Below are 12,320 nucleotides of genomic sequence, written 5' to 3' on the forward strand. Positions count from 1 at the left end.
CGGCAGTGGGGCCAACGCTGCTGCCAACTCGGCGCTGACCGACGGGGCGTACGTCGCCAACCGGTTCCGGATCGTGCAGTCTCGGCGTCATGTTTGATCTTTAGTTGCGGTGGGGTTTCCGGGGCAGGCTCGTCGCATCGCTGCCGGCTTTTCAGGGGCATCAGCGTGGCTCTTGCCCTGGAAAGGTTCCCTTCTAGGCTGCTCTGCGCATCTGTAGCTCGTTCAGGGCGGGGATCGTGGGGTGGGGGACTCGTACCCCGGTGTCCTTGAAGCCCAGGCGCTGGTACGCGCGGTAGGCACGGTCGTTGCCGACCACCACCTCCAGCAGAAGCTCCGGTCGGCCACAGGCTCGCGACCAGGCGGCCACCCCGTCGATCAGCTCGCCGAGCAGGCCACTGCCGCGCCAGGTCGGCGTGACGTACACGGCGTAGATCACGGTCAGCCCTGATTCGTTCGGGTGGGTCGTGCCACCGGCGTGCCCGACCAGCCGGCCGCCCGGGTCGGCGATGAACTGCGCGTTGGTGGCACCGGCCGAGGTGTAGGCGACCCGGGCGGCGAACTCGTTGTGCGGTCGGGCCGCCGCGTCCGCCAGGGTCTCCAGGAAGGCCAACGGTGCGTCGGCCAGCATCTCCAGGCGCAGCGCCCGCATCCGGGCGGCGTCCTCCGGCCGGACCCGGCGGATCTCCGCGAGCCGCAGGGCCGGCGAGCCCATGTCGGTGGTCATGTCCGCATGCCTACCACAGGGGAGGGACGGCGTTTCGGGAGCTGGGCCCGATCCCGGTCACCTCGGGAGCGCCCCTCGACCCGTCCTCCATTTCGCAATGACGCTGGCGAATTCGGTGGCTCGGGAACCCGGCCGATCAGCGCGGCCGGGACGCCCGGAACTGTGTCCGATTTGCGGCCGTGCGCGGCCGTCACTCCTCGTGTAGCGTGCGATTTCGGTCACCTATTCCAATGGCGGTCATCGATCGCTGAGTCGGTGGTCGAGGGCGCCCGGCCGTGCCGAGCGCCGAGTCAGGCAACGCCGCGCAGAGTGAGGGAAGTGCACCGTGGCACAGGGCTCCGTGAAGTGGTTCAACGCCGAAAAGGGCTACGGCTTCATCGCCGTCGACGGCGGTCAGGACGTGTTCGTCCACTTTTCCGCGATCGAGATGGACGGTTACAAGGCGTTGGACGACGGTCAGCGGGTCGAGTTCGAGATCGCCCAGGGCCAGAAGGGCCCGCAGGCGGAGCGCGTACGCGTCATCGACTGAGCTTCCTGGCCGATCGGCCCCGTGAGTCGGGGCTGCGGCTGGGGCGCGCAGCCGGGAAGATCGTGAACCGTTCCAGCCGATGCTGAGGAGCGTTCATGACCGACCAGCCACCCCCGCCCACTCCGTCCTCCGGGTCGGGGGAGCCGGACCCGTCCTCGCCCGCCGGCAGCCCCGGCCACGCCGGTCCGCCGCCCGGCTGGGGGCCGAGCCCGCCCCCGGCTGGCCTGCCCTCCAGCCCCGCCGGTCCGCCGCCCGGCTGGGATCCCGGGCAGGGTGCCTGGGGTGCGGCCCCGCCGCCGCAAGGCTGGGCGTTCCCGCCTACCGGGGGCTACCCGCCCGGGTCGGGTCCCTACGGCGGGCAGCCGTGGTACCCGGGGGCGCCGGTTGGCTGGTACCCGCCGGGTTACGGGTTCGACCCGAACGACGCCCTGGTCACACCGCCCGGTGCCGGCATCGGCGGCTGGTTCAACAGGTGTGGGGGAGCGCTGCGCCGGGGCTGGCGGCAGTTGGTGCCGATCATGCTGCTCACCCAGGTGCTGCCGGCGGCGGTGCTCTCGGTGATCTCCCTCGGGCTGGACCCGTCGGCGAAGTGGGCCGCCCAGGCCGAATCGACGTCGACCCCCGCGCTGCCGGACAATTTCGCTGCCGAACTGCTGAGCCTCCTGGTCCTGCTGGTCGGCGGCAGCCTGGTGGTCGGGTTGGTGCAGGCCGTCGGGTGGGCCGCCGGCACCTGGGTGATCACCCGACAGGCGGCCGGTCAGCCGGCTGACCTGGAGTCCGCGCTGCGCTACGGCCTGCGTCGGGCGCTCGGGCTGTGGGGCTGGACCCTGTTGGTCAGTCTGCTGATCGGCATCGGTGTCTGTTTCTGCGTGCTGCCGGGCATCTACCTGGCCTTCGCGCTGAGCATGGCCGGCCCGGTCTATCTCTTCGAACGCCACAACCCGATCGGTCGATCGTTCCGGATGTTCCACGACCGGCTCGGCCTGCTGCTCGGTCGGGTGGCCCTGGTGGCCGCGGCGGTGATCGTCGGCACCCTGATCCCCGGTGGCCTGGAAGGGGTTGGCACCTCCGCGTTCGGAACGGATCCGTTCTCCTCGGCGGGTACCGCCGCCGGGACGGTGGTGGTGATCGGTATCACCGCAGTGCTGGTCCTGCCGGCCCACCTCGCTCAGATGATCGGTCTGCTGGTGACGTACGCCGAGCAGCGCGCCCATGAGGGGCCGGTGAACACTCCCGGGCTGGCTGCGGAACTCGGCTGAGCGGCCCCATCGTGCTTGCACTCGGCAGGGGAGAGTGCTAAACAAGTCATTGGCACTCGCATACCGTGAGTGCCAGCGGTCGGGACGGTGGGGCCAGGTTGCGCCGGTGTGGAGACACCGGGGCGGCACATGGCCGGTCGTCGCGGGCTATCCGGCCCGGCCGAAGGACGTCGTCGTCGCCAGGTGGCGACGTCCCAAGGTGCGCACACCAGGCGGCCCATCCGGGGCACACAAACTCGGGTGGCCCGTGAGTGTCCAGGAGGACAACGCCGTATGGCCAAGATGATCGCTTTCGACGAAGAGGCTCGCCGCGGCCTTGAGCGGGGCATGAACCAGCTCGCCGACGCCGTAAAGGTGACCCTCGGCCCCAAGGGCCGCAACGTCGTGCTCGAGAAGAAGTGGGGTGCCCCCACCATCACCAACGATGGTGTGAGCATCGCCAAGGAGATCGAGCTCGAGGACCCGTACGAGAAGATCGGCGCTGAGCTGGTCAAGGAGGTCGCCAAGAAGACCGACGACGTTGCCGGTGACGGCACGACGACGGCGACCGTCCTGGCCCAGGCCCTGGTTCGCGAGGGCCTGCGCAACGTGGCCGCTGGCGCCAACCCGATGGCCCTGAAGCGGGGCATCGAGGCCGCTGTCGCGAGCGTCTCGGAGGAGCTGTCCAAGCTCGCCAAGGACGTCGAGACCAAGGAGCAGATCGCCTCCACCGCCTCCATCTCCGCTGGCGACAGCACCGTCGGCGAGATCATCGCCGAGGCGATGGACAAGGTCGGCAAGGAAGGCGTCATCACCGTCGAGGAGAGCAACACCTTCGGGCTGGAGCTGGAGCTCACCGAGGGTATGCGCTTCGACAAGGGCTACATCTCGGCCTACTTCATGACCGACCCGGAGCGTATGGAGGCCGTCTTCGACGACCCGTACATCCTGATCGCCAACAGCAAGATCTCGTCGGTGAAGGACCTGCTCCCGATCCTGGAGAAGGTCATGCAGTCGGGCAAGCCGCTGCTGATCATCGCCGAGGACCTGGAGGGCGAGGCTCTCGCCACCCTGGTGGTCAACAAGGTCCGTGGCACCTTCAAGTCGGTCGCCGTCAAGGCGCCGGGCTTCGGTGACCGCCGCAAGGCCATGCTGACCGACATCGCCATCCTCGCCGGTGGCCAGGTCATCAGCGAGGAGGTCGGCCTCAAGCTCGACGCCGCCAGCCTCGACATGCTGGGCCGCGCCCGCAAGGTCGTGGTGACCAAGGACGAGACCACCATCGTCGACGGTGCCGGTGACGCCGAGCAGATCCAGGGTCGGGTCAACCAGATCCGGGCCGAGATCGACAAGAGCGACTCCGACTACGACCGGGAGAAGCTGCAGGAGCGGCTGGCCAAGCTGGCCGGCGGCGTTGCGGTGATCAAGGTCGGCGCGGCCACCGAGGTCGAGCTCAAGGAGCGCAAGCACCGCATCGAGGACGCCGTTCGCAACGCGAAGGCCGCCGTCGAGGAGGGCATCGTCCCGGGTGGTGGCGTCGCGCTGGTTCAGGCCGGCAAGACCGCCTTCGACAAGCTCGACCTGGTCGGCGACGAGGCGACCGGTGCGAACATCGTCAAGGTCGCGCTGGACGCCCCGCTGCGGCAGATCGCCGTCAACGCCGGCCTTGAGGGCGGCGTCGTGGTGGAGAAGGTCCGTAACCTCGAAGCGGGTCACGGTCTGAACGCCGCCAACGGCGAGTACGTCGACCTGCTGGCCGCGGGCATCATCGACCCGGCCAAGGTTACGCGCTCGGCGCTGCAGAACGCCGCTTCCATCGCGGCGCTCTTCCTCACCACCGAGGCCGTTGTCGCGGACAAGCCGGAGAAGACCCCGGCTGCCCCGGCTGGCCCGGGTGGCGGGGACATGGACTTCTGAGTCCAGTTCCGACACCGAACGGGGCGGGCCGCTGACGCGGTCCGCCCCGTTCGTCGTCAGGTCGGTAGTGGGCGCTGGTTGCGCCGCTTATGTGCCCGGTTGTACGGCGGAAGCAGTTGGATCGGCGCGTCCACCATCTCCTGCGGCTCCTCGACCACCGACGGCTCACCGTCGGTGGTCATCTCGGCCAGTTGCTCGGCGTCGCCGTAGTCGAGCCGGTCGAACGGCAGTTGGCCGGGGAGTTCACCCACCGGTTTCCAGGTGATCGGCGTGCCGTCCTCGGTCTGGTTGTCATCCGTGGTCATGGCTGCCTCCTCTACCGAAACGGTAGGGGGCGTCGATGGCCGGTGCGGGCGAATGGATCAATGTCCTGTTTGCCCCGGTTATGCCCCGGATAGGGTTCGCCGGTACAGGAAGAAGACCCGCTCGATCCACGCACTCGCGCTACCCGAATAGAACGGCACTGGCCCTACCCAGCCGATCTGTGCCCGGTCCAGCCCCGCCGCCCGCTGGTCGCGCAGGCAGCGCCGCAACAGCACCCCGCCGATGCCCGACCCCTCCGCGGCCGGCGCGGTGCCCATCGGCCCGAACCAACTGGGCCGGGACGACCCGTACGCGGCGAAGCCGAGCAACTCGCCGTCCCGCTCCGCCAGGTGGCAACCGGCGTCGGCACGCCCCACCGACCCGGCCAACTCGCCGTCCCACGTCCCGCCGAAGGTGGACCGGGCGAACTCGGTCAGCCTCGGCAGGTCCGCCGGCTCCGCCCGGCGCACGGTGACGCCCTGGTCGGCCAGCCGCCGCTCGGTCGCCTCGGTGGACCGCAGTGCCGGCGACCCGTCGTACGACAGGTCCGCTGTCATGTTCCAGGCGGTCCGGTCCTGCTGGTAGCCGAGCGCGAGGGCGGCGCAGACCGCCGGCGTGTAGCGGACGTCGATGCCCGGCCACGCGTAGTACGGCGGATTTCCGGCGAGCAGCACCTCGGTCGCCCCGCGCTCGGCGAGCACCCGCTCGGCCCGCTGGAGCAGCGCCCGGCCGACGCCCCGACGCCGCTGTTCCGCAAGGACCGCTACCAGGTCCACGTGCCCGATCCCCGGCTCGGTCGACGACACCGAACAGATCAGCACCCCCATCAGGTCCGCACCCCGGTACGCGCCCAGCCCGACCACCGGCCGGTCGGCGGTGGCCCGGGTCCAGAGCACGTCAACGATGGCAGCCGCCTCGGCGGCGTCCTCGGGCAGGTCGAGAGCCTGCTGGCAGAGCTGTACGACGCTGGGGACCAGGTCGGCGGTCAGCTCGGTGACGGTGATCTCGGCGTTCATGGTCGCCGACCCTAGATCACCGGGTGTCGAGTCGCACCCCCGGCTCAGCACTTCAGGAAGGAAACCTGCCTATTGCTGGGCGGCGCGAACCGCTGCGTAGGCGTCGACCTGCCCGGCGCCGGTGACGTTCGACGGGGAGCCGCAGGCGTCGGAGGGGCTGTCGGAGCGATAGGTGGGCGTCGCCGCGGTGGCGGTGTCCCGAAGGATCTGCCGGGTCCGGGTCACGTCGCCGACCAGCGCCGGGTTCGCCGACCACATCAGCGCGACCACCCCGGCCACCTGCGGGGTCGCCATCGACGTGCCGTCCAGCGCGGCGTACGTGCCGCCCGGCATGGCCGAGACCACACCCACCCCCGGCGCCAGCACGTCCGGTTTACCCGAGCCACCCGGCACCGGCCCGCGCGAGGAGAACTCGGCGACCCGCCGCTGGGCGTCCACAGCGCCCACTGTCAGCACGTCTGGGTACGGGGCCGGCGGGTCGTCGATCGACGCGCACCACGGGCCGGTGTTGCCGGCCGCGGCGACCACGAAGATCCCGGCGGCGTCCAGGGCTGCGGTGGCCGGCCGCAGGACGCGCTGGTCGCAACCCTCGATGGGCGGGCAGCCCCACGAGTTGGTCAGCACCTGCGGGGCGCGCTCCGGACGGCCGTCGGTGAACGGGTCGCCGCCGGCCGGAAAGGGCGCCAACATGAACTGGAGGCAGTCCAGGTAGTGCGCGGGGCTGCCGAGGTTGCGGTCCAGGTTGACGCAGCCCACCCACTGCGCGTCCGGTGCCACCCCGATGCCGTCCCGCCCGACCGCGCTGCCCACCGTGTGGGTGCCGTGTCCGCCCTGGTCGGTCGGGCTCCGGGTGTCGTCCCACGGGTCGTACCAGGAGTCGTCCCCACCACGGAACCCGGCTCGCAGCGCCGGATGGCCGCCGTCCACCCCCGAGTCGGAGCTGCCGACCACGATGCCCGTGCCGGTGACACCGAGTTGGGACCACACCCGGTCGGCGCCGATCTGGAGGATGTTCCGCTGCGGGCCGGTGGGCGTGGGCGCGGTGCCCCGGCTCTGCCCGGCCGGGGCCGGCAGCGGGCGCAGGCGTTGGCTGACCAGCACCCGTGCCACCTCCGGCCGGCGGGCGAGCCAGGCCCGCACCGCCGGGCCGCCGTCCACCTCGACCGCGTTGACCAGGTAGTACGACACCGGGTCGAGGCGCAGCCGGTTCAACCCCCGGAGCAGGTCGCCCTGGCTCTGCTCGGCGGTCGTCACGAGCCGCCGGTAGACCTCCGCCGCGCGGGCGTCGCGCCCGGCCCGACCCGGCGCGGCGGCCGGAAGATCGCTCAGGTCGGCCTGCGCGCGCAGCACCACGAACAGCCGCTCGCCGTACAGGCCCGGCTGGCCGGGGCCGAGGTCGACAACGCCGAACGTCACCAGCAGCACCACGGCCGCCACCGCGGCGAACCGCCTGTTCGGGGTGCGCGCCGTCGGGCGGGCGAGCAGCACCGCGTACCCGATGGCGACCAGGACCGCGACGGCGAGCCCGACGCCGGCGGCGGCCGCCACCCAGAACGGGATGTCCCGGGTGCCGACCAGCAGCAGGCTGATCTCTTCCGGGTCGGTGAAGGCCAGCGGGCCGAGCGCGGCCAGGCCCACGAGCCAGCCGGTCGCTGTTCGGCCGGCGCGGGTGGCCTCGGCCGGGTCGGCGGTGGGCCGCCAGGTCGCGGCCCAGAGCGCGGCCAGCGCGAAACCCACCGGCGGCACTGTCAGCAGGGCGGGCAGCTGCGCGCCGGACTGGCCGGTCCCGGCCGCGAGCAGCAGCAGCGCCACCCCGGCGACCATGCCGCCGACCAGCACCAGCCGAGCCGGTCGGGGCGGTCGCCCAACCGCGAACGGGGCCCAGAAGAGGGCGTCCAGCAGAGTCGCGGCCAGCACCCCGAGCGCGGCGGCCGCCAGCAGCGCGAGCGCGGTCTCCAGGAGACCGCCGAGCGCGCCCAGCCAGGCCCACGGCAGCAGCAGCGCCAACCCGGCGGCGAGCGCGAGCAGCGGCACCGGGCCGAAACCGAGCGACCTCCGCCGCGTGGTGTCGCCTTGTCCGGTGGCTGCGGGCGGCGTGGTGTCGTCGTCTCCGGTGGCCTCGGGCCGCGTGGTGTCGGCGTCGCCGGTGGGTGCCGGGCCGCCGACCGGGCCAACCAGCCCGGGGTACGCCCACCGGCGTGCCGACCAGCGCACGGCGAGCGCGCCGAGCAGGGCGGCACCGGCCAGCGCGGCGAGGTAAGCCTCGTGATGCACCAGCGGCACGACCCGCAGCAGTGTGAGCACGCCGAGCGCGAGTGCTCCGATCAGCCAGGCCCGCCCGGTGGCCCGGACCGCGGCCGACCGGGGCAGGACGGCCAGCAGCAGGGCGGGCGTGCCGGCCAGCACGACGGTGGCCAGGCCGAGCACCGGCCAGAGCCAGCCGAGCCGGTCCCGTCCGAAGCCCAGCAGCACCTGGTCGGTGAGCCAGCCACCGGTCTGGGTGCCCACTGTGATCGCAACCGTCCAGCAGCCGACCAGCACGGCCGCGACGACCGGCCACGGGGAACTGCTGTCGCTGGAACCGGGTTGCGCAGGTTGACCGTGCATCCGAGAACCTTACGACTACGACGAAGGGTTTCGACCCGAGCGTCGGGTTCCCGGGCGGGCGGCGAATGTCGACACCGTGGCTCGGCGGTTACGGTGGACGGGTGCGCGACCCCAATATCTCCCGATCCGTCGCCGGTCAGCTCTCACCGGTCCGCCGTGCGTCCGACCTGCGTCGACTGCGTGCCGAGCGCTTCGACGTGCTGGTCATCGGGGGCGGGGTGACCGGAGCCGGTGCCGCTCTGGACGCGGCGTCCCGAGGCCTGAAGGTGGCGCTGGTCGAGGCGCGTGACCTTGCTGCCGGGACCTCGAGCCGGTCCAGCAAACTCATCCACGGTGGCCTGCGCTACCTGGAGCAGTTGGAGTTCCACCTGGTCCACGAGGCGCTCACCGAGCGCGGCCTGCTGGCCACCCGGCTCGCGCCACACCTGGTACGCCCGGTGCCGATCATGGTGCCGCTGCCGGCCGGGCGGGGTCTGCGGGACCTGCCGGCCCGGGTCTTCCGCCGCTCGTACTACGGCGCCGGGGTGGCCGCGTACGACGTCTTCGCCGGGGTCTTCGGTGGTGGTCGGGGCATGCCCCTGCACCGTCACCTGACCCGGGAGGGCGCCCGGCGGATCTTCCCGAGTCTGCGGGCCGACGCGCTGGCCGGGGCGATCCGCTACTACGACGGGCAGGTCGACGACGCCCGGCTGGTGGTCACCCTGGCCCGCACCGCGGCCAGCCTCGGCGCCACTGTGGTGAGCAGTGCCCGCGCCGTCGGGTTGATCCGGCAGGCGCGCGAGGTGACCGGCGTCCGCGTCCGGGACCTGGAGGCGCCGCCCGGCTCGCCGGACGCGGAGTTCGAGGTGCAGGCCCGCACCGTCATCGCCGCCACCGGCGTGTGGAGCGACGACATGTCCCGAATGCTCAACGACGTGGGCCTGCGCCCCGGCGTCCGGGTGCGCGCCTCCAAGGGGGTGCACCTGGTGGTGCCCCGCTCGGCGATCACCGGCGAGACGGGGCTCATCCTGCGTACGGCGAGTTCGGTGCTCTTCGTCATCCCGTGGGGCGGGCACTGGATCATCGGCACCACTGACACCGACTGGCGGCTGGACCGTTCCCACCCGGCCGCCTCGGCCCGCGACATCGACTACCTCCTCCAGCAGGTCAACACCGTGCTGGAACGGCCACTGACCACCGCCGACATCGAGGGGGTGTATGCCGGGCTGAGGCCGCTGCTGGCCGGCGAGGCCGACTCGACCTCGAAGCTCTCGCGTGAGCACGCGGTCTTCGAGCCGATGCTCGGGCTGCTGCTGGTCGCTGGCGGCAAGTACACGACGTACCGGGTGATGGCGTCCGACGTGGTCGATCGGGCCGCTCGCCGGCTCGGTGGCGCCCGCTCGTCGCGTACCGCCGATCTGCCGCTGCTCGGTGCCGACGGGTACCCGGCGATGTGGCGGGACCGGGCCGACCTGGCGCGCCGGCACGGCGTGCCGGTGGGCGTTGTGGAGCATCTGCTGGAGCGGTTCGGCACTCTGACCCTGGACCTGCTGGCGCTGGTCGACGCCGATCCTCTGCTGGCGTCTCCGCTGGCCGGTGCTCCGGAGTATCTGGCGGCGGAGGTCGCCTACGCGGCGCGGGCCGAGGGCGCGCTGCACCTGGAGGACGTGCTGACCCGGCGGACCCGGATCTCGTTCGAGACCAGCCACCGAGGGCTGGAGTCGGCGGAGCACACCGCCGAGTTGATGGGCGCGGTGCTCGGGTGGGACGCGGCCACCCGGGCGCGCGAGGTCGAGCACTACCGGACCCGGGTGGAGGCGGAGCGGCAGTCCCAGTTGATGCCGGACGACGCGGCGGCGGACGCGGCCCGGCTCGGCGCTCCGGACGTGCGGGGTTACGCGGCCGACCGGGGCGACGACGATCAGGCGGAGCTGCGCCCGTCCGCTCGATGACGAATTGCGACGTTACCGATGGGTAACCATCGATACCGGCCCGGATGGTGGTTTCGAACGCTACCTACGGTGGGGTAGGTTTCCGCGCGTGCTACGCCGCGCGCGCCCTCGTCTGCTCTCACCCCTGCTCGCCGTCGCGCTCGTCGGCGCCCTGACCGGGTGCTCGCTCTTCGACGGAGACAAGCCGAGCACCCCGGTGGCGCAGCCGACCCCCGGCACGGCGGGTGGCGGCTCGCAGCTGGAGATCCCCACCACTGTCGCCGCCGGTCAGGTCAGCCTGCTCCAGCGGCTCGGCGAGGACGGGCCGATGCGCACCCTGAGCGTCGAGCGGAACGGCGCGTGGCAGTGCGTCGACTGCGCCGGCGACGGCGTGACCTCCCGGGGCACCCTCGCACCGGAGCTGACCGAACGGCTCCAGGTGCTGCTCGCCAACCCGGCGCTCGCCGACGAGACCGACCAGGCCCGGCGGTACCGGACCACCTGCATCGACGCGCTGACGTCCAGCCTCATCACCTCGACGGGGCTGATCACCTCGCAGGACTGCCCGGGTGAGGAGCTCACGCCGGTCGCCGGGGAGATCCTGCTGCTGCTCACCCAGGCGACCCCGGCCGAGGTCAAGGGCTGACCGCAGCCGGTCAGAGCACCTTGCCCGGGTTGAGCAGGCCGGCCGGGTCGAGCGCCGACTTGATCGCCTGATGCACCCGGACACCGACCGGCCCGATCTCCCGGGCCAGCCAGTCCCGCTTGAGCAGCCCCACCCCGTGCTCGCCGGTGCACGTGCCACCCAGGTCCAGGCCGAGCCGCATGATCTCGTCGAAGGCCCGCCGACCCCGCTCCACGCTCGCCGGGTCGGCCCGGTCGACCACGATGTTCGGGTGCATGTTGCCGTCCCCGGCGTGCCCGACCACGCCGATCGGCACCTCACACTCGGCCGCGATCCGGGCGACCCCGTCCAGGAGCGCCGCGAGCGCGCCGCGCGGCACCGCCACGTCGTCGATCACCAGACCGCCGTTGCCGCCCGGGTAGGTGTCCGCCGCGAACTTCTCCATGGCCGGGTGGGCCAGCCGGCGAGCCTGGAGCAGCGCCGCCGCCTCCACCGCGTCGGTGGCCGCGTAGACCTCGTCGGCGCCGACGGCCGCACACACCTCGGCCAGCGCGGCCAGGTCGTCCGCCGCCCGGGAGCCGGTGTCGACGGCGGCCAGCAACAGGGCCTGCGCATCGGTCCGCAACCCCATCGGCTGGTACGCCTCGATCGCTCGCAGGTGGGTCTGGTCCAGCATCTCCAGCAGGCTGGGGGTGAGCCCGCGAGCCGCGATCTCGGCCACCGCCGCGCCGGCCGTGGCGGTCGATCCGAAGACCGCCACCAGGGTCAGTGAGTCGGCCGGGGCGGGGCGCAGCGCCACTGTCACCTCGGTGATCACGCCGAGGGTGCCCTCCGAACCGACGAACAGTCGGGTCAGGTCATAGCCGGCCACCCCCTTGGCCGTACGCCGGCCGGTCCGCAGCACCTCGCCGGAGGCGAGCACCACCTCCAGGCCGAGCACGTACTCGGTGGTCACGCCGTACTTCACACAGCACATGCCGCCGGCGTTGGTGGCCACGTTGCCGCCGATGGTGGAGGACTCCCAGGAGCCGGGGTCCGGCGGGTACCAGAGGCCCTGTTTGGCCACCGCCCCGGCCAGCGCCGCGTTGACCACGCCCGGCTGGACCACAGCGACCCGGCTCACCGGGTCGATCTCCCGGATCTCGTTCATCGCGACGGTGCTGAGCACCACAGCGCCGTCCACAGCGTTCGCCGCGCCGGCCAGCCCGGTCCTCGCGCCCTGCGGCACCACCGGTACGCCGTGCCGCGCCGCCGCCTGGATCACGGCGACCACCTGCTCGGTGTCGCGCGGGCGGGTCACCACCAGCGGGACGCCGGCCGCGCACAGGTCGGCCTCGTCCCGCTGGTGCATGCGCAGCAGGTCCGGGTCGGTGAGCACGGCGTCGTCACCGAGCGCGGCGCGCAGGTCGTCGAGGAGCGCGGTGGGGGCCATGCAGCCGAGGCTAGGTCGC

At 72.4% G+C, this 12,320-nt stretch carries 10 protein-coding genes; 5 read left to right on the forward strand and 5 right to left on the reverse strand.

All coding sequences use genetic code 11. The annotated features are described in order from the left end of the window. Positions 1 to 193: 193 nt before the first annotated feature. The gene (locus ACLJOK_RS27960) at positions 194 to 724 is read right to left on the reverse strand and encodes a GNAT family N-acetyltransferase (RefSeq protein WP_410821618.1); all 531 of its coding nucleotides are present in this window, start codon (positions 722 to 724) and stop codon (positions 194 to 196) included. 325 nt (positions 725 to 1,049) lie between these two features. Here ACLJOK_RS27960 and ACLJOK_RS27965 point away from each other — a divergent pair, with 325 nt between their 5' ends. From ACLJOK_RS27965 to groL, 3 genes are all read left to right on the forward strand, one after another. Then, positions 1,050 to 1,253: a cold-shock protein gene (locus ACLJOK_RS27965; RefSeq protein ID WP_410821619.1), complete on the forward strand. Its 204-nt coding sequence runs from the start codon at positions 1,050 to 1,052 to the stop codon at positions 1,251 to 1,253. Between the two features lie 95 nt (positions 1,254 to 1,348). Further along, positions 1,349 to 2,512, forward strand: coding sequence for a hypothetical protein (locus ACLJOK_RS27970; protein ID WP_410821620.1), 1,164 nt, complete (start codon positions 1,349 to 1,351; stop codon positions 2,510 to 2,512). A 273-nt stretch (positions 2,513 to 2,785) separates the two neighbouring features. Further along, positions 2,786 to 4,408: a chaperonin GroEL gene (gene groL / locus ACLJOK_RS27975; protein WP_030490078.1), complete on the forward strand. Its 1,623-nt coding sequence runs from the start codon at positions 2,786 to 2,788 to the stop codon at positions 4,406 to 4,408. Between the two features lie 56 nt (positions 4,409 to 4,464). On the opposite strand, the gene ACLJOK_RS27980 is transcribed toward groL, so the two are convergent. From ACLJOK_RS27980 to ACLJOK_RS27990, 3 genes are all read right to left on the reverse strand, one after another. Then, positions 4,465 to 4,713 carry a hypothetical protein gene (locus tag ACLJOK_RS27980; RefSeq protein WP_238676633.1) on the reverse strand — a complete coding sequence of 83 codons (249 nt, stop codon included), beginning with the start codon at positions 4,711 to 4,713 and terminating at the stop codon, positions 4,465 to 4,467. Between the two features lie 78 nt (positions 4,714 to 4,791). Continuing rightward, the gene (locus ACLJOK_RS27985) at positions 4,792 to 5,727 is read right to left on the reverse strand and encodes a GNAT family N-acetyltransferase (RefSeq protein ID WP_410821621.1); all 936 of its coding nucleotides are present in this window, start codon (positions 5,725 to 5,727) and stop codon (positions 4,792 to 4,794) included. Between the two features lie 69 nt (positions 5,728 to 5,796). Beyond that, positions 5,797 to 8,334: a S8 family serine peptidase gene (locus tag ACLJOK_RS27990; protein WP_410821622.1), complete on the reverse strand. Its 2,538-nt coding sequence runs from the start codon at positions 8,332 to 8,334 to the stop codon at positions 5,797 to 5,799. A gap of 116 nt (positions 8,335 to 8,450) precedes the next feature. Between ACLJOK_RS27990 and ACLJOK_RS27995 the strand changes: the two genes are divergently transcribed. Further along, positions 8,451 to 10,265 carry a glycerol-3-phosphate dehydrogenase/oxidase gene (locus tag ACLJOK_RS27995; RefSeq protein ID WP_410822199.1) on the forward strand — a complete coding sequence of 605 codons (1,815 nt, stop codon included), beginning with the start codon at positions 8,451 to 8,453 and terminating at the stop codon, positions 10,263 to 10,265. 88 nt (positions 10,266 to 10,353) lie between these two features. Then, positions 10,354 to 10,890: a hypothetical protein gene (locus ACLJOK_RS28000; protein WP_410821623.1), complete on the forward strand. Its 537-nt coding sequence runs from the start codon at positions 10,354 to 10,356 to the stop codon at positions 10,888 to 10,890. Positions 10,891 to 10,900: 10 nt separating this feature from the next. Here ACLJOK_RS28000 and ACLJOK_RS28005 read toward each other — a convergent pair whose 3' ends face one another. Further along, entirely contained in the window at positions 10,901 to 12,301 is a 1,401-nt protein-coding gene (locus ACLJOK_RS28005) for an FAD-binding oxidoreductase (protein WP_410821624.1), read from the reverse strand. Between the last annotated feature and the right edge of the window lie 19 nt (positions 12,302 to 12,320).

It is taken from the genome of Micromonospora sp. 050-3, from assembly GCF_046549335.1.
Lineage (GTDB): Bacteria > Actinomycetota > Actinomycetes > Mycobacteriales > Micromonosporaceae > Micromonospora > Micromonospora trifolii.